Here is a 17,464-nt window from a genome sequence, read left to right as displayed (position 1 = left end):
GCCGGCTTTCGCGCGCATGGCACGCTCCTACGGGGTGTCTTCGCTGGCTTCGTCTTCGGTGGTGAGCGGGCCGTCGCGGCGCAGCGCCGCGTCGAAGCCCGCCGCCGCCTCCGCGCCCGCCTCGGCGGTCAGCGCCTGCAGGAACTGCGCGGTCTCGCGCGGCGGGTCGCGGCCCAGGGTCGCCAGAGTGCGGTCCAGGGCGGCACGGCCGACCGCCTCCTCCAGTTCGAACAGCAGCAGCGGCCCGCGCCGGTAGAGCTGGTCGCCGCTCGGGCGGCCGTGGCCGATCACCGGGCCTGCGGCCTCGCCGCGCTCGCGCAGGCGCTCGATCATCCGCTGCGCGTCGGCGATGCCGAAGGTCGCCTCGACGTAGCGGATCGCCGCGTACTCGGCCACCGATTCGGACAGCCAGTAGTGCTCGGTCAGCGGGTCGGCCGGCGACCACCAGCCGTGCGCGAATTCATGGGCGATGTGCTTGGCCGGATTGGCCTCCGGAAAATCCTCCTTCGCCGCCTCGCGCCCGGCGGCGCCGCCGTCCGAAAGCACCATGTAGCCGGAACGCACGTAGCCCATGGTCTGCTCGCGCGAGAGCACCACGATGCGGAACGGTTCGCGGATCGGCCCGAACCAGTCCCGGAAGAACTCGCCCGCCTGCGCCGCGTGCTTGCGGAACAGCGAGGTCAGCACGCCGTCCGGGTCGGTGGCGTGGAACCCGGCGCCGGAGAGCGCCTCGCTGCGCAGCCCGCGCGCGGCGATCAGCGGCAGGTCGACGTCCGACCGGGTGCGGATCATCCGGACCGCGCCGTCCTCGGTGCGCGTCACCTCGCCCTGCGACACCGCCACGTAGTCCGCCGGGATGCCCTCGAACACGGCATCGACCGTGAACCGGAGCCCGATGTCCTCGCGCACCGGAAACCACATGTTGTCGACCGACAGCTCGATCCGGTCCTCGGCGAATGCCGCGACGCTGTTCTCGCCGCCGGTCAGCGGGCCGCTGTAGTCCAGCTCCAGGCGCGCCGGCCCGGGACCTGCGAACTGCGCGGTGATCTTCTGGAGCCCGGCGATCGGCTGGTCGGTGGCGGCGATCGCCACCGTGCCGCCGGTTCCGGCATCCGTACGCTGGATCGCGAAACGCTCTGCGAGCAGGAACGACAGCGGCGCCGCGGCCGCTTCCGCCGTCAGCTCGATCGCGACGCGCGCGTGCAGGGTGCCGTCGGCATCGATCCGCGCTCGCAGCGCGTAGTGCGCAGGTGCGGTCTCCGGTGCAGCCTCGGCTGCGGATGCGTCGGCCGATGCCGGCCACGCGACCAGCGCCAGCGCCAGCGCCGCTAGCAGAAATCTCCAACCGTGCATGTGACCTCCCGTTGATCCTTGTGGACGACGCCGGCCCTCATCACGAACCGCACCCGCCGCAGCGCGCCCACGTCCTGCAGCGGATCGCCGTCGACCGCGATCAGGTCGGCGGTCATGCCCGGAGCGAGGCGGCCGATCTGCTCCGCCAGGCCCAGATGCGCGGCGGCGTTCACCGTTGCGGTGCGGATCGCCTCGAGCGGGGTCAATCCGGCCGCCACCAGCAGCCCGAACTCGCGCGCGTTGTCGCCGTGGCGGCTGACGCCGGAGTCGGTGCCGAAGGCGATCGGCACGCCGGCCGCGTGCGCGCGCCGCGCCATGGACAGCATCGCCGGGCCCACCGACGCGGCCTTGGCCTTCGCCGCCGGACTCAAGAACGAATCGGGATCGGCCGACCAGCCGGCCACGGTCTCGCCCGCCAGCAGGGTAGGCACCAGCCAGGTGCCGCCGCGCTTGAACAGGACCACCGATTCGTCGTCCAGCCAGGTGCCGTGCTCGATCGCGTCGCCGCCCGCATGCAGGAACGCATTGACGCCGGCAGCGCCGTGCGCGTGCGCGGTGACGCGGCGGCCGAGCGCGTGCGCGGTGACGCGGCGGCCGAGCGCGTGCGTGGTCTCGACGATCGCCCGCAGTTCGGCGTCGGTGAACTGCTGGTCGACGCCGGCATCGGCGTCGGACAGTACCGCGCCGGTGGCGACGATCTTGATCAAGTCGGCGCCGCGCTGGACCTGCTGGCGGACCAGGCGCCGGCAGTCGTCGGCGCCGGAACAGAGGTTGGGCCGCTGCAGCGCGCGGGTCACGTCGTCGCGGTAGCCGAACAGGTCGCCCTCGCCGCCGTGCGGGCTGAGCACGTTGCCGGCGGCGAGGATCCGCGGTCCGGGCAGCTTGCCGGCGGCGATGCCGTCGCGCAGCGCGAAGATCGCCTCGTTCTCGGCGCCGAGGTCGGCGACCGTGGTGAACCCGGCATCGAGGGTGCGGCGCGCGAACCGCACGCCGTTGATGGCGAGGTCCGCGGCGCTGCGCACCGTGCGCAACAGCTTGTCGTCGGGGCCGTTCTCGTGGCCCAGGTGCACGTGGCTGTCGATCAGACCGGGCAGCACGAAGCGGTCGGACAGGTCGATGGTTTCGCCTGGCGTACCGACGAAGCCATCGCGCAGGTCGACGACCCGCCCGCCCTCGAGCACCACGGTCATCCGCGACAGCACCTGGCCGCTGGCCGGATCGGCCAGCAGGCGGCCGGCATGGAGGTAGCGCGGCCCGTCGTGCGCCGGCGGCGAGGCGAGGGCGGGCGCGACCATCAGGCAGGCTGCCAGCACGAGCCAGGGCGCGAGCGCGCGAGCGGGCCCGTGCAGGTTCACTGGTCCACCTCGGCAGCGGAAAGTGCGCGGAAGTCGGTCCCGGTCTCCGCCGCGAGCCACGCCAGCGCGGCCCAGGCGGCGACGTTCTGGTCGAGCTCGGCGCGATCGATCTTGTCCAGGGTGTCGTCGGCGGTGTGGTGGAAGTCGAAGTAGCGGCTGCCGTCCTGGCGCAGCACGAACGCCGGGACCCCGGCCTCGACCAGCGGCGCGATGTCGACGCCGCCGCGCCCGGGCGGCTCGCGCGAGGGCACCACCGCCATCGGCGTCAGCACCCGGTACAGCGCCCGGCCGAACTCGCTCTCCGCAACCCCGCCCGGCAGCGACAGCGCCTGCACCGCGCCGGCGCCGAAATCGCTCTCCATCGCCAGCACGTGATTCCCGACCTCGGCGGCGTGGCGTTCGAGATAGGCGGCGCCGCCGGTCTCCGGCGTGTGCGGCTGGGCGACTTCCTCGGCGCCGTACAGCACCACCCGCAGGCTGCGGCGCGGCCGCTGCGGCAGGCGCGCGATCAGCTCCGCCGCGGCGACCACGATCGCCACCCCGGCACCGTCGTCGATCGCGCCGGTACCGGCATCCCAGCTGTCCAGGTGCGCCGCCAGCACGATCACCTCGTCGGGCGCTTCGCGGCCGCGCAGTTCGGCGACCACGTTCTGCGAGTGGGTATCGACATGCCCGGCTTGCGAGTGCAGGCGCACGCGCACCGTCTTCCCCAGCGCCAGCAGGCGCTCGACCTGGTCGGCGTCGGCGCCGGCCAGCGCGAAGCTCGGCAGCGGCACCCGGCCGTCGCGGTAGCGGGTGGAACCGACGTGGGCGAAGCGCGCCCTGCCGGTGCCGATCGAACGCAGCAGCAGGCCGACCGCGCCGCGGTCGGCGGCCTCCCCGGGGGCGAACAGGCGCCCGGGCACCAGCGCGCCGTAGGCGCCGGCGATGCGCGGCATGCGCTGGTTGACCAGGGCGATGCGGCCCGCGAGCGCGCCCGGGGGCGCGGCGCGCAGGGCCTCCAGGCTGTCGAACGGCACCACCTCGCCTTCGATCCCGTCCTCCGGCGTGGCCGGCGAACCGCCGAGCGCCGCCGCGGCCAGGCGCTGCGGGTGCGCGCCGACGATCTCCACCGACTCCTCGCCGCGGATCCAGCCGACCAGCGGGAAACGCTGGATCTCGACGCCGTCGAACCCGAGCGCGCGCAGTCGCGCGGCTGCCCAGTCCGCGGCCGCGTGCTCGGCCGACGAGCCCGCCGGGCGCGGCCCGAAGCGCGTGGTGAGTTCGCTGACGAAGTCGTAGGCGATCCCGTCGCCGGCCAGGGCGCGATCGCGCAGTTGCGCAGCGATCGCTTCGGGATCCTCGGTTGCCGCCACCGACGGGGCGACGGCGATCAGCGCGGCCAGGCAGCACAGCAGCCGAAGCGCCGATCGCATCCGGAACCGGGATGGGCTCATTCTGGGTCTCCTTGGTTGCAGCCGCCGGTCGATCCACGCAGCGACCACCTCGCCCCTGGTGCCGGCCCATGCGCAGGCCAGCAAAATCACGGCCCAGCGTGTCGTGGCGCTTGCCGGCGAAATCATGCGGATCGGCCCTCGGCCCGGTCGGCGATCCACTGTCCGGTCCGCTCTTCGAGCAGCGGCAACGGCAGCGGACCCTCGCCCAGCAGCGCATCGTTGAAATCGCGCAGCCGGAAGTTCGCCCCGAGCTCGCGCCGCGCCCGCGCCTGCAGTTCGGCCAGGCTGCGCTTGCCGAGCTGGTAGGCGGTGGCCTGCCCGGGGGTCACCAGGTAGCGCCGGACCGCGATGGCGTTGGCGGGCGGCGCGTCGAAGGTGTTGTCGTCCAGCCAGCGCAGCGCCCGTTGCGGACTCCAGCGGTGCGCGTGCAGACCGGTGTCGACCACCAGCCGGCCGGCGCGCATCAGTTCGCTCGACAGCCGCCCCAGGTCCTGCCATGGGTCTTCGTACAGGCCGAACTCGACCGGAAGCTGTTCGGCGTACAGGGCCCAGCCTTCGCTGAAGGCGGTATAGCCGCCGTGGCGGCGGAAGTCCGGCAGGTTCTGCAGCGAGGAGGAGACCGAACGCTCGAGGTGATGCCCGGGCACGCCCTCGTGGCAGGCCAGGGCGGTCAGCTCGTGGCGGGGCAGGTTGCCCATCTCGCGCAGGTTGTAGCGCACGATCCCCGGACGCGCGCCGTCCTGCGACGGCGGGAAGTAGCCGGCGATGCCGGCCGAGACTTCCAGCCACGGTTCCACCCGCCGCACCTCGACCCGGGCGGGGGGCCGGAATCCGGTCAGCGCGCCGAGGCGCGTGGACACCGCCTCGATCACGGCACCGGCGGCGACGAGGTAGCCGCTGCGGCCGGCGTGGGTATCGGGATAGCGGGCGTCGGGGTCCGAGCGCATCCGCTCGATCAGCGCGCGCAGCGTGCCGCGATGGCCGAGGCGGGGCATCAACGCGCGGATCTCGCCGTGCAGGCGTGCGGTCTCTTCCAGGCCGATGGCGTGAACGCGGTCCGCGTCGAGCGCGAGGGTCGATTCGGTGCGCAGCATCGCCGCGTAGTAGGCATCGCCTTGCGGCAGGGCCCAGACGCCGGCGGCCGCCGGGGCATCGCGCTGCGCGGCCTGCAGCCAGGCGATGAGACGGCGGAACCCGGGAGCGAAGCCGTCCTGCATCGCGGCGATGGCGTCGCGCCGCAGCGCATCCGCGCCCTCCAGCCCGGCGGCTGCGAGCTTGGCGTCGAAGTCGGCGAGGATGACGTTGTCGCCCTCGCCGTCGAAGGGAGCCCCGCGCAGGAGTCTCGTACAGGTGTCGACCACCGGCGCCAGCGTGGAGGCGGGCGGGCAGACGCCCGCCGCCTGCTGTCCGCGCAGGCCGTCCACCACCTGCCGCAGGTAGCCATCCACGCCGCGCAGGCGCGCGACGTAGGACTGCGCGTCCTCGCGGCTGGCGATGGGGTGCCGGTCGATCAGGGTCTGCGGCACGATCCGCTGCGGTCCGCGCATCTGGCAGACCGGGTAGTGGTGGCTGCGCCAGTGCAGCCGGCACAGCGCCTGCCCGGTGTCGTCGCGGAACAGGCGATGATCGAGCCGCGCGGCCTGCGGCAGGGCGCTCGGGTCGATGGCGCGCAATTGGACGAGGTCGCTGCGCAACAGGTCGATGTCCTCCTGCCGGTGCTGCGCACCGACATCGTCCCAACGGTGGCAATCGGTGTTCAGCCCCAGCGCCGCCTGCAGCAGCGGACTCCGGCGCAGGCGCCGCGCGAAACTGCGCTCGAACAGTTCGGTCAGTCGCCGGGGCTGCTCGGCCGTGCCGACGCCGAGCGCGGGCAGGGCCGTGAGCGCGGCGCCCGCGGCGGCCCCGGCAAGGAAACCACGGCGGCCGAGGTTGGGGCCCGATGCGGTCACGGCCGTTCCGCGGTCTCGCCGCCCGTCGTGTCCGGTTGCGCGGCCGCCGGGGGCGCCGCATCGCGCACGTGACGGTCGAGGAATTCGCGAATGGTGCGGTAGGCGACGACCTGGTTCGCCTTCCTGCGGAAGCCGTGGCCCTCGTCGGGAAATACCAGGTACTCGACCGGCACGCCGTTGGCCCGCACCCGCTCGACGATGTCCTCCGACTCCACCGGCAGCACGCGCGGGTCGTTGGCGCCCTGCAGCACCAGCAGCGGCCTGCGGATGGTGCCGGCGTGGAAGGCCGGCGAGATCGCCTCGAAGCGTTTCGGGTCGGCCTCCCAGTCGCCCATCTCGCTCTTGAGCAGGCGGCGCAGGTCCTCCCACCATGCCGGCGTGTTCGCCAGCAGCCGGGTCCAGTTGGAGATGCCGTAGACGTTCACCCCGGCGGTGAACACGTCGGGCCGGAACGCCAGCGCCGCCAGCGCCATGAAGCCGCCGTAGGAGCCGCCCATCACCGCGATGCGGTGCGGATCCACCAGCCCGGTGTCGATCAGCATCTGCCTGGAGGCGACCACGTCGTCGAGATCGGCCTCGCCGTGGCGGCCGTCGTCGAGATGGTAAAAGGTCTTGCCGGAGCCGGAGGAGCCACGGTTGTTGATCTCGTAGACCACGTAGCCGTGGTTGACCAGGTACTGCACCATCGGCTTGAAGCCGATCCTGCTTTCGCCGCCCGGGCCGCCGTGCACCCAGACCGCGGCCGGCCGCGTCTCGCCCTCGCCGATGCCCCTGGGCACGTAGAGGATGCCGGGTACGATTACCCCGTCGTGGGAGTGGAAGCGCACCACCCGTCCCTGCACCAGGTCGCCCGCCGCAATGCCGGGCGGCAGCGAATCGACCAGCCGGGCCGGCGCGCCGGCGCCGGCGGGATACAGGCGCAGGTCGCCGGGCATGTCGCCCGCGCTCTCGACCGTGGCGATCGCCCCGGCGGAGGACATCGCGAAATCCGCGACCGTGGCCGGCGCAGCATCCAGCACCCGCTGCCGCTCGAGCGTAGCGGCGTCGAAGAGATGGACCACGGTGCGCGCATCGTGGTTGACGAACGCGGCCAGGCGCCCGCCATCGGATGACAGGCGCGCCCCGGTGACGTCCCAGTCCAGGGAAAGGACCGTTGTACGTTCGCCGCTGGCCAGGTCGAGCCGCTCGAGGCGGGCGAACTCGCGGTCCTCATCGCTGGTGAGGAAGAGGTGCCGGCCATCGCGCGAGAACTCCTGCGGCACGCACGCGATCCTGCGGCCCTGCGCGTTGAGCCGCCGCAGGCGTCGGCTGCCGACCTCGTAGACGAAGCAGTCGGTGTGGGCGTTGTCGTGGATCCGGCTCAGCGCCACCAGGCGGCGGTCGGCGCTCACCGCGTGCACCTGGTACGCGTCGTCGTTGGTGAACAGGCGCCGCCGGGTGTAGTCCGCGGTCGAATATTCGTACAGATCCGAGTGACGTGGATCGCGCTCGTTGGTGGTGGCGAAGAACGAGGCGCCGTCGGGTGCCCAGGCGACGAACCTCGCCCGCAGCCGCTCGCCGGGGGTCAGGTCGCGGGTGGCGCCATCCGGCTCGCGCACGAAGAGGCGGTACAGCTCGTCGCCGCCGCGGTCGCTGGCGTAGAGCACGCGTTCGCCGTCGGGAAACCAGCCGATCGCCAGCACCGTCTCGTCCGAGTCGGTCAGCGCTTCCGCGGCGCCCCCGGCCACCGGCATCACGTACAGGTTGGCCACGCCGCTGCGCTTGCTGGTGAACAGCAGCAGCTCGCCGTCGGGCGAGAAGTCCGGCCCGGCGATCTCGTCGAAGGCCATCAGCCGCTCGATGTCGTGGCGCGGCGGCGGGGCCACCGCGGTCTCCGCGGGGGCGACGGCCGCCCCGGGCGGCGCCGGCGAGCACCCCGGCAGCAGCGACAGCTGGACGACGAACGCCAGGACGATCGACAGCGGGGCGATCGGCGGCGGGGCCATGGACGACAGGGACTTCAATATGCAACTCCTCGATGCGGCCGGGGCGATCGGCTGGCCGGTGGGAATGCGCTGGCGATCGCGCGCCGCCGGGGACGGCGCCCGGCGGCTTGCGCCGGCGTTCAGAAGCTCGCGCTCAGGCGCAGCAGGTAGGTCCGGCCGATCGGGTCGTACGCGCCGAAACTGCGGCCCACCTGGGCGGCATACGGCACCTTGCGGTCGAACAGGTTGTTCACCGCCAGTTGCGCCTTGACATGGCTGCCGAACCAGTAGCCGACGGTGGCGTTGAAGCGCCAGTAGTCGCCGATGTGGTTGGCTTCGCGCGGCAGGTCTTCCTCGGTTGCGTTGAGGTCGCGGACCACCGAGCTGGTCCACAGCGCCTGCAGGTCCAGCTCCAGGTCGCCGCGGGTGTAGCCGGTGGACAGGTTCGCCCGGTACTCGGGCACGCCCACGCTGCCGACGTTGTCCTGGGCCGGCACGCCGGGCTGCGAGACGAACTCGTACCTGTGCGTGTAGGACAGCTTGCTGCCGACGCGCATGCTGCCCGCGCCGAGGTCGAAACGGTACTCGGCGGCGCCGATCAGCCCGGAGAAGTCCAGCGTCGAGGTATTGACGAAGCCGGTGCGGTAGCCGTTGGCGATGTCGCCGGCGGTGCGCGCCGGCCCGGGCTGCGCAGCCGCCTGCTCGGCGGTCAGTCGCTCGAAGTTGGCGCAGGCAGGCTCGTTGGGGAAGTTGGCGCTGTCGTAGCAGGCCGCCAGCAGCGCGCCGATGCCCAGGTTCTGGATGCCGTTCTCGAGCGAGATCTCGGACCAGTCCATCGCCAGGCGGAAACCGGGCAGGGCGGTCGGCTGGTACACGAACCCGAGCGACCACGAGTCGGCGGTCTCGTTCATCAGGTCGACGTTGCCGGAGCGGGTGCCGAACGCCGAGACCGCGCCGGTGGTGGACGCGAAAGCCGCCGGGTCGTCGACGCCGACCGCCGCCAGGGCGGCCCGGCAGTTGGCCTCGCGTACCGCGGGATTGGCCCCGCGGTTGTAGTTCTGCGCATTGCACACGTCGTTGATCGAGCCCGAGACCGGGGCCGAGCCCAGGAACAGCTCGGTGATCGCCGGCGAGCGGATCGCATGGGTGTAGACCCCGCGCAAGACCAGACCATCGCCCCAGCCGGGCAGGCGCGGGGCGAACCGTGCGCCGGCCGACCAGGTCAGGTCGCTGCCGGCGAGGGAGTTGTCGACATGGCGCGCGGCGGCTTCCAGGCTCAGCGCCTTGGCGAAGCGCAGCTCCTGCGACTCCGCGATCAGCGGGGCCACCACCTCGCCGTAGAACTCGGTGGTGCGGTAGCTGCCTTCGATGCCGGCGAAACTGCCGACGCCGGTGCCGACCAGCACGTTGCCTGCCTGGAGGGTGGCGTCTGGTTCGAACGAGCCGCTCTCGGTGCGGCGCTCCGCGCCTAGGTTGAACTGCAGCGGCTCGGCCAGCCCGACCGGCAGCGCGCCGGTCAGGTTGCCGGTCAGGACCTTCTGGGTGTTGAGGCTGATGGCGCGGCCGCGGTCGGTGATGTAGTCGATCGCTTCCGCGCTGGCGTTGCCGGCGCCGAACAGGTTGATCGGCACGCAGTCGCCGCCGGAGGCGCAGACGACGTTGCCGCTGCCGTCGCGCACCGCGTCGATGGCGCGCAGCAGCCGCACGGGATCGATGTGGGTCTCGGAAGAGACGCTCTCGCTGCGTCCGTAGTTGTACGACAGGTCCCAGGACCAGGTGTCGTCGAAGGCCTGGAAATCGCCCTTCAGGCCGCCGACGAAGCGATACAGGTCGAGCTGGGTCTCGCCCGGGGTCCGGTCGACCACGTCGTTGAGGTTGCGGCTCAGGTTGAAGCCATCGAGTCCGTTCTCGGCCAGGATCGCGCGCGAGCGATCGCTCAGGTAGGGGTTGTCGGCGGAGAATCTCAGCGCCGGTCCGCCCAGCAGGGGCGCCGCGTACTGGTACAGCTGGCTCTGTTCGACGCCCTCGGTGCGCACATAGGTGGTCTCGACGAAGGCGCGCACCGCAGGGATCAGGTCGAAATGGCCGAGCGCGTTGAAGATGGTGCGCTCGGTCGGGCTCAGCAGGCCGAAGTGGTCGGCCGGATCGATGCCGTCGCCGCCGTCGGTCAGGATCGGCGCACCGAGCGCTTCCTGGACCACCCGACCGGGCACGTAGGGCACCAGTTCGCCGTCGGCGCCGAACTGGAGCGGGGTGCCGCTCGAATCGTAGATGTAGTTGCCGCGCGTGTAGATCGGCGGCAGGACCGCTCCGGGCAGGTCGAAGCCCAGGATCGGCGCCAGCTGGGTGTCGTAGTGCAGTCCACCTTCGGTGAACAGTGCGTAGCGCAGGTTGTCGACCACCATCCGCGCGGCGATGCCGTCGTCGGGGCCGGTGTCGGCCGGGTTGGCTACCTGGTCGTAGCGGAACGGCATCCGGTCCGACAGGCGCAAGCCGTGCTGGCGGTGATACTCGGTGCCGATCACCGCGTTGCCGCGGCCGTCGGCGAAGTTGCCGCCGAACAGCCCACGCACGCTGTAGCTCTCGCCGTCGCCGCGGTCGGTGATGCCGTACTGCACGGAGGCCTGGGCGCCTTCGAAATCCTCCTTGAGGATCACGTTGACGGTGCCGGCGATCGCGTCCGAGCCGTACACCGGCGCGCCGCCGATGGCGACGGTCTCGACCCGGTCGACCAGGCCGGCGGGGATGACGTTGAGGTCCACCTGGGATCCGGGCGCCGCCGCCCCGCCCGCGCCGGCCACGGTATTGGACGAGACGAAGCGCCGGCCGTTGACCAGGGTCAGCGTGCGCTGCGATCCCAGGCCGAAGAAGTTGACGAAGGTCTGGGCGATGCCGAGGGTCGCCTGCTCGGCGCCCACCGGGCTCGACGCCGAGGTGCCGAAGCCCGGGGTGTCCTCGAGCGCCTGGCCGATGTTGGTATAGCCGCGGCGATCGATCTCCTCGGCGCTGGTCACCAGCGCGGCCTGCAGGGTGTCGAACCCGGTGCGACTGATGCGGGTGCCGGTGACCTCGATGCGGCCCAGCTCCACGGTCTCGTCGGGGAGCGCGGCCGCCCGGGCGATCGGTCGCGGCTGCGGCGCCGGGGCGCGCGGGCGACGTACGGTGACGGTGTCGTCGCCGCTGGCCACGACTTCCAGGCCGGTGCCCTCGAACATCAGCCGGACGGCCTCGATCGCGTCGAAGTCGCCATGCACCGCGCGGGTGCGGACCCCTCGCAGGTCGCCTTCCGGGGCCATGATCTGCAGCCCGGACTGCTCCGCGGCCGCGCGGATCGCCTGGGCGGCCTCCTGCGGCGGCAGGTCGAACTGCCTGCGGTCCTGCGCGAGCGCCGGCGCGGCGGCGAGCGCGCAGCCCAGGCCGATGGCGAGCCACAACCCGCTGCGTTGCGGAATCCTGCGTGATCCGAAGCTGTTCACGGTCCCCGTACTCCCCGGTATCGCATGCGCGATGCATGCCCTCCCAGAGTACGAGGCGCGTGCGCCGCGAATCCTCTATTGCCTGCGCGGGGGAGAATCGCGAGTCAGGACGATCGCGCCGGATTCCTCGACCACGCGTGCATCGAAGGTCGCCGCCGCCGAGCGCGCGAAGGCGCGCGTGTCGCCGATGCGGAACACCCCGACGAAGTGTTCTGCCGCGAGTTCGGGATCGACGATGCGGATCGGAATGGAGGAGTAGCGGTTCATCTCGGCGATCGCGGCTTCCAGGCGCTCGCCGTCGAAGGTCAGGTAGCCCTCGCGCCAGGAATGGCGCCGCGAGACCTCCTCGGCGGTGAGTGCGCTCTCGACCATCGGCCGGGCGCGTGCGGCGACCACCTGGTCGTTGCGCAGCGCCCGCCGCGGCTGCTCCAGGCTTTTGGAGCCGGGGCGTTCGACCTCGACCACGCCCTCGAGCACGGTCACAGCCACGGCGTCGCCGAGGCGGCGCACGGCGAACTCGGTCCCCACCGCGCGCGCGGCGACATCGCCGGCCTCGACCACGAAGGGCCGCGACGGATCGCTCACCACCTGGAAGGTGGCCTCGCCGCGCTGCAGGCGGATGCGGCGCCGGGAATCGCCGTAGCGCACGCGGATCTCCGAATCGGTATTGAGCACCACGATGGAGCCGTCATCCAGCGCGAGCCGCACGATCTGGCCGACGCCGGCCACGTGGCGCCCGGAATAGTGGTCGTAGCCGATGCCGACTCCGGCGAGCACCGCCACCAGCAGCGAGGCGGCGATGGCGAACGCGCGCATGCGGGCGGGGCGCTGCGGCGCTGCGGCCTCCTTGCCGCCGCCCTTCGCCATCGCGGCGACGCGATCCAGGTCGTGCCAGACCGCCTGCGCGCGCACGAACGCCCCGCGATGGCGCGGATCGCGCGCCAGCCAGGCTTCGAGCTCGCCGCGGTCGCGTTCGGCCAGCGCGCCCTCGGACGCCCTGACCGCCCAGCCGGCGGCGATGCCGTCGATCTCAGCGCTGTCGTTGCCGGCGCTCATCGTTTCCGCTGCTCCGCGCCGGCAGGGCCGGCGTCTTGCTCATTTCCCGCATGATCGTCTTCAGGGCCTTGGCCAGGTGTTTTTCCACGGTGCTCTCGGAGATGTTCATCCGCTCCGAGATCTCACGCTGCGACAGCGACTCGAACTTCTTCATCACGAACGCCTGCCGGCACTTGACCGGCAGCGCCGCGATCGCCGCGTGCAGCCGCTCGACCTCCTCGCGGCCGCTCAGGCGCCGCTCCGGGGTGGGCCCGGCGTCGGCCACGTGCAGCGCGTCGATGTCCGCCACCGTCTCGATCGGCACGATCCGCGACCTCCTGACGGTCTCGCCGACCACGCGCCTGGCGATCACGAACAGATAGGCCCGCGCGTCGTTGATGCCGTCGGTGTCCACCGCCCACAGCCGGGCGTAGGTTTCCTGCACCACCTCGTCGAGGTCGCACATGGCCAGGCCGCGGATGCGCGAGGACAGCCAGCGGCGCACGTCGCTTTCGTGCGGCAACACCTCGCGCGCGAACCAGCGGATGCGGCTCTCATGTTCCACGGGCGGAATCCATGGCGCTGCGCATGTCCATCACCGTTGTTTCATAGCACGTCCTGCGGCTGCCGGCCCGTTGCCCGCACGGCGACCCCCGTCACTTCGCGGTGATGCTGCGCAGCACGGTGCCGTCCGCCGCCAGGAAATCCACCCGCGGCTCACCCGCGGCATCGACCATCAGCTGCAGCCGCGGCCGGCCCTCCGGATCGGCCAGCCGCACCACCGCGTCCTCCAGCGCCTTGCCGGCGAACAGCCGCTCGGCGCCGGCGCCGCCGCGCGCCATGGCGTAGTCCATCATCTCCTTGCGGATGGCGTCGCGCTCGGCGTCGGATTCCGCGCCTGCGGCGCGATCGCTCATCTCCATCAGCGGCGCGATCGAATAGTCCGGGCGGTCCCAGACGCGCAGCCCGGCGACGCGGCGGCCGTTCTGGTCGTTGTAGACCATCCCCACGGTCTGGTCCTGCTTGTACTGGTCGAAGAACAGCCCTGCCGACGCCGCGTGGGCATCGTCCTGCCTGGCGCTGGCCACGGTCATGCCGCCGGATTCGTCGCCCTCGTCGTTGAAGAACAGCATCCCGCCTCCCTTGCGGCTGTGGTGGCGGTACTCGGTGCCCTCCATGAACAGCCCGGGGAAACGCGCGGCGTTGGAGATCACCAGGCGGTTGAGCCCGTTCGGCTCGACCACGTTGATCCGCTGCACCGTGAGTTCCTCGAACTCGCCGGCTGGGGCGGGGCCCGGCGCGGCCGCGCCGGCGGCGATCCGGTCCCAGGCGGTCCAGCCGGAGAGCGCGGTCACGGCGATCAGCCATGCGGTCAGCAGCCGGTCGCGGGGGGTCATGGTCATGTCAGGGTCCTTCGCTGGAGTCGGCAGGGGCGGGCGCGGCCGCATCGGGGGCGTTGGCGTCGACGTGGGCGGCCATCTCGCGCACCACCCCGGCCCAGTCGGTGTGGTGCCAGTTGTGGCCCTTCATCGGCCGGCCGTATTCGAAGCGCGCGGGATAGCCGTCGCCGGCCACCTCGCGGAGCATCCGCTCGAAGCGATAGACCGCGAGGTTGAGGTAGAAGTCGTCCATCTCGCCGGCGAACAGATGCAGCTTGCCGCGCAGGCGCGGGGCCAGCCGGTCCCAGTTGTCGTGCGCGTAGGCGCTCAGGTCGTAGCCGTTGTCGCGCATCCACGCCGCGACCTCGCGGTCGATCGCGCCGCTGCGCTTGTCGAACAGCAGCCGCGGATAGCCGTCCTCGCCGGCCGGGCCGTGGGTGGCCTGCCAGATGTCCAGTTGGTAGCCGGAGCGGCCGCGCGAGCCCAGCACCGCTTCGAACGCCGCCAGGTGGCGCAGGTCCAGCAGCGGCTGGCCGTCGCGGGTGCGGCGGAACGGGCGTTCGCTGCGCAGCCAGTCGTTGACCGGCACGCTGAACATGTTCTCGTCGGCGTAGATGTCGCTGAGCAGGTAGTTGCGGAAATCGATCGGGTCGGGGTTGAACACCCAGGCGCCGCCGAAGAAGTCAGGGTAGTGGAGCTGCAGCGCCAGCGCTTCCCAGCCGCCGGTGGAGGCCCCTTCGACGATGCGCGCGTGGGGCTGGCCGATGCCGCGGAAGCGCCGTTCCAGCTCCGGCATGATCTCGGTGGTCAGGGCCTCTCCGTACGGGCCGTTGTTCGCGGAATCGACCGCGTAGGACTCGACGAAATACGGGCTCGGATGCTCGAAGGTGATCGCGACCACGCGCGGGAAATCCTCGCCCTGCCAGGCCCGGGCGAACGCGTAGCCGGTCTCGACGTTGGCGTCGCGGGCCCTGGCCACCGCCGCCTCGTGATGGTTGTCCGGGTCCGGGTCGAAGCCGAACGGGGCATCGCCGTGCCCGAAGACGTAGACCACCGGGTAGCGCGCATCCGGGTCGTCGTCGAAGCCCCACGGCAGCAGCACGCTGGCGCCGATGTCGATCGGCACGCCCCAGAAGTCGCTCAGGATCTCGCTGCGGATGCGCACGCGGCGGATCCACGGCGTGTCCTCCAGTTCGGGCAGCTCCGGCACCGTCGAGGCGAGGCGCAGCGAGACCGGGGCCGCGCCCGGGCCGAGCGCGGCCCGCTGGACCGCGCTGTACACGTTGCCCGGCTTGGCGTGGAACGGAACCCGGCGGTGGGTCAACGGCAGCCACAGGCGATGGCCGTCGGCGCGGTCGAGCCGGGTGTAGCGCACCAGCACCGCCTGCACGTGGTACTCGCCGGGAGGCAGCGCGTCGAGGCTGTCCAGGGGGTAGATCGCGGCGTCCGCGCCGATGGCGATTTCTCCGCCCGGGGCCAGGCCTTCGACGTCGATCCCGAGGACGAGCGGCCCGTTCAGGCCGATCGCCAGCCGTGGTTCGGGCTGGTCGGTCCGTGCCACGGCCACGATCAGGCGCCCGGTGACCGGGCCGTCCGCGACAGCCGGATCCAGCGCCACGCGGAAGCCGGTGGCCGCGGCCACGGGCGCCAGCACCGTCAGCGCCAGCGCCAGCAACCATGGGGCGACGGGGCGCGACCGGACGTTGCGGGCGGATGGCGGTCCGGGCATGGGCGGCTCCTGGGGCTGGAACGGCGGCCGGTTCTGCCGGCTCCTCCCCATCTACGAGGCGGGTGGGCGGCGAATCCGCCATCCGGCGTCCAAGCTTGTGGCGGGGCAGGGGGCGCGTCCGAGGGGCCGGCGGGGCAGTGGTGCGTCGGGGGGGGCGGGCCNGGGGGATACGTGACAAGTCGCTCCCCGATACTCGCTTGGTTGTCACGCATCCCCCGGCCCGCCTAGAAACGGCGCGGCGATCGGGCCGGAGAGCGCAGGGTGCGGGCAGGTCTCGCCGCGTGGGCGCTTTGCTCTTCTGGAGGTGCGGTGAAGTCGGGCCGCTGGCACCACGTGCCGTCGAGCCATTCAAGCCAGAGCCTGGAGGATGGTTGCGGGTCGCGACGGCGGGCCCTCGCTTGCCGCACCGCGGCGGTGCGGGTACGGTGGCGCGATGAACAGACTCCTCGCCTGCCTGCCCCCGTCCGCGTTGCTGCTCGCCCTTTCCGCCTGCAGCGTGGGTGGCGACTCCGATTCCGACGATGGCGCCGCCGCGCGCGCCGATGCCGCCGCCGAGGAAGTCGCCGACGCGGGCGCCGCGGAGGGTTCGGCCCCGGCCGACGCGTTCCTGGCCCGCCTGGCGCAGCACTGCGGCCAGGCCTTCGCCGGACGCATCGTCGCCAACGAGCCGGCATCGCCCGAACCGGATGCCTTCGAGGGCCAGGAACTGGTGATGCACGTGCGCGGCTGCGACGACCCGGCCCGCGAACTGCAGGTCCCGTTCCATGTCGGCGACAACCACTCCCGCACCTGGCTGCTGACCCGCACCGGCGACGGGTTGCGGCTCAAGCACGACCATCGCCTGGAGGACGGCAGCGACGACCCGGTGACCATGTACGGCGGCGACACCGCCGACGCGGGCACCGAGCGGCGCCAGGAATTCCCGGTGGACGCCGAATCGATCGCGATGTTCGAGCGCGAGGGCCTGGCCGCCTCGGTCACCAATACCTGGGCGATGGAGATCGAGCCGGGCCAGCGCTTCCTGTACGAGCTGTCGCGGCCGGGCGGGCGCCTGTTCCAGGTCGAGTTCGATCTGACCGCGCCGATCGACCCGCCGCCGACCCCCTGGGGCTACTGAGCCCCACTGCTCGGGGTCTCCAGGCGCGCGGCCTTCCCGGCGGCCTGAGCCGCCCGCGGCTTTCGCGGCCATGAGCCGCTCCCACAGGACAGACGATCCGGCTCCCCGTAGGAGCGTGCCATGCACGCGAAAGCCGGCGCGGTCGGCCGATGCCGGTGTTTACCGCGCGGCTGGCCGCAGCGGCGCGCCGGCCTTCGCGGCCACCGCGAATGCGGAGCCGGCCGTCATCGGAGCGCTCGCCGCTTGCATCGGGCGCCGCCGCCCCCACAATGCGGCAGTCTCCCGAGCATTCGGCCACCATGCCCATCTACGCCTTCCGCTGCGCCGCCTGCGGCCACGCCTTCGACCGCCTGCAGAAGCTCGCCGATCCGGATCCGGACGCCTGCCCCGCCTGCGGCGCCGCGGCGGTGCAGCGGCAGCTGACCGCGCCGTCCTTCCGCCTGGCCGGCAGCGGCTGGTACGAGACCGACTTCAAGAAGGAAGGCGAGAAGAAGCGCAACCTGGTGGAGGGCGGCGAGGGCGCCGCCAAATCGGCCGAGACCGCCAAGTCCGATGCTGCCCCAGCGGGCGGCGCCAAGCCAGACGCGGCCGCCAAGCCCGCGCCGGACGCGGCTCCGGCGAAGGCTAAGCCTGCCGAGAAGCCGGCCGCCGCCTCCTGACGCCGGCCGGGG

At 72.3% G+C, this 17,464-nt stretch carries 12 protein-coding genes; 2 read left to right on the top strand and 10 right to left on the bottom strand.

The features are described 5' to 3' along the window. Positions 1-27: 27 nt before the first annotated feature. The 10 genes from H0E84_RS19785 to H0E84_RS19740 form a co-directional block, all read right to left on the bottom strand. The gene (locus H0E84_RS19785) at positions 28-1,353 is read right to left on the bottom strand and encodes a gluzincin family metallopeptidase (protein WP_180680377.1); all 1,326 of its coding nucleotides are present in this window, start codon (positions 1,351-1,353) and stop codon (positions 28-30) included. Next, the gene (locus H0E84_RS19780; RefSeq protein ID WP_219339852.1) at positions 1,329-2,708 is read right to left on the bottom strand and encodes a metal-dependent hydrolase family protein; all 1,380 of its coding nucleotides are present in this window, start codon (positions 2,706-2,708) and stop codon (positions 1,329-1,331) included. Before H0E84_RS19780 ends, H0E84_RS19785 begins: the two co-directional genes overlap by 25 nt. Next, positions 2,705-4,144 (bottom strand): M28 family peptidase, encoded by a 1,440-nt coding sequence (locus H0E84_RS19775; RefSeq protein WP_219339851.1) that lies wholly within the window; start codon positions 4,142-4,144, stop codon positions 2,705-2,707. The genes H0E84_RS19780 and H0E84_RS19775 overlap by 4 nt, the downstream gene beginning before the upstream one ends. A gap of 122 nt (positions 4,145-4,266) precedes the next feature. Continuing rightward, the gene (locus H0E84_RS19770) at positions 4,267-6,093 is read right to left on the bottom strand and encodes a DUF885 family protein (RefSeq protein WP_180680376.1); all 1,827 of its coding nucleotides are present in this window, start codon (positions 6,091-6,093) and stop codon (positions 4,267-4,269) included. Then, positions 6,090-8,096 (bottom strand): S9 family peptidase, encoded by a 2,007-nt coding sequence (locus tag H0E84_RS19765; RefSeq protein WP_180680375.1) that lies wholly within the window; start codon positions 8,094-8,096, stop codon positions 6,090-6,092. The genes H0E84_RS19770 and H0E84_RS19765 overlap by 4 nt, the downstream gene beginning before the upstream one ends. Positions 8,097-8,197: 101 nt before the next feature. After that, on the bottom strand, positions 8,198-11,533 hold the full coding sequence (locus tag H0E84_RS19760) for a TonB-dependent receptor domain-containing protein (protein WP_180680374.1): 3,336 nt from the start codon (positions 11,531-11,533) through the stop codon (positions 8,198-8,200). Between the two features lie 75 nt (positions 11,534-11,608). Then, positions 11,609-12,589 carry a FecR family protein gene (locus H0E84_RS19755; RefSeq protein ID WP_180680373.1) on the bottom strand — a complete coding sequence of 327 codons (981 nt, stop codon included), beginning with the start codon at positions 12,587-12,589 and terminating at the stop codon, positions 11,609-11,611. Beyond that, positions 12,564-13,133 (bottom strand): sigma-70 family RNA polymerase sigma factor, encoded by a 570-nt coding sequence (locus H0E84_RS19750; protein ID WP_180680372.1) that lies wholly within the window; start codon positions 13,131-13,133, stop codon positions 12,564-12,566. Before H0E84_RS19750 ends, H0E84_RS19755 begins: the two co-directional genes overlap by 26 nt. Positions 13,134-13,224: 91 nt before the next feature. Next, the gene (locus H0E84_RS19745; RefSeq protein WP_180680371.1) at positions 13,225-13,971 is read right to left on the bottom strand and encodes a hypothetical protein; all 747 of its coding nucleotides are present in this window, start codon (positions 13,969-13,971) and stop codon (positions 13,225-13,227) included. 1 nt (position 13,972) lies between these two features. Beyond that, positions 13,973-15,676: an alpha/beta hydrolase-fold protein gene (locus tag H0E84_RS19740; protein WP_180680370.1), complete on the bottom strand. Its 1,704-nt coding sequence runs from the start codon at positions 15,674-15,676 to the stop codon at positions 13,973-13,975. A gap of 433 nt (positions 15,677-16,109) precedes the next feature. On the opposite strand from H0E84_RS19740, the gene H0E84_RS19735 reads away from it, so the two are divergent. Beyond that, entirely contained in the window at positions 16,110-16,793 is a 684-nt protein-coding gene (locus H0E84_RS19735; RefSeq protein ID WP_180680369.1) for a hypothetical protein, read from the top strand. 299 nt (positions 16,794-17,092) lie between these two features. Then, the gene (locus tag H0E84_RS19730) at positions 17,093-17,452 is read left to right on the top strand and encodes an FmdB family zinc ribbon protein (protein ID WP_180680368.1); all 360 of its coding nucleotides are present in this window, start codon (positions 17,093-17,095) and stop codon (positions 17,450-17,452) included. Positions 17,453-17,464 lie beyond the last annotated feature (12 nt).

Source organism: Luteimonas salinisoli, from assembly GCF_013425525.1.
GTDB lineage: Bacteria > Pseudomonadota > Gammaproteobacteria > Xanthomonadales > Xanthomonadaceae > Luteimonas > Luteimonas salinisoli.
Note: the sequence above shows the minus strand (reverse complement) of the source record. Positions and strands in the feature narration are given on the sequence as shown.

What these genes read in the sequence shown, in the direction of transcription:
- H0E84_RS19735 (WP_180680369.1), top strand. Translation starts at nt 16,110, where the DNA reads ATGAACAGACTCCTCGCCTGCCTGCCCCCGTCCGCGTTGCTGCTCGCC.
- H0E84_RS19730 (WP_180680368.1), top strand. Translation starts at nt 17,093, where the DNA reads ATGCCCATCTACGCCTTCCGCTGCGCCGCCTGCGGCCACGCCTTCGAC.
- H0E84_RS19745 (WP_180680371.1), bottom strand. Translation starts at nt 13,971, where the DNA reads ATGACCATGACCCCCCGCGACCGGCTGCTGACCGCATGGCTGATCGCC.
- H0E84_RS19755 (WP_180680373.1), bottom strand. Translation starts at nt 12,589, where the DNA reads ATGAGCGCCGGCAACGACAGCGCTGAGATCGACGGCATCGCCGCCGGC.
- H0E84_RS19775 (WP_219339851.1), bottom strand. Translation starts at nt 4,144, where the DNA reads ATGAGCCCATCCCGGTTCCGGATGCGATCGGCGCTTCGGCTGCTGTGC.
- H0E84_RS19740 (WP_180680370.1), bottom strand. Translation starts at nt 15,676, where the DNA reads ATGCCCGGACCGCCATCCGCCCGCAACGTCCGGTCGCGCCCCGTCGCC.
- H0E84_RS19785 (WP_180680377.1), bottom strand. Translation starts at nt 1,353, where the DNA reads ATGCACGGTTGGAGATTTCTGCTAGCGGCGCTGGCGCTGGCGCTGGTC.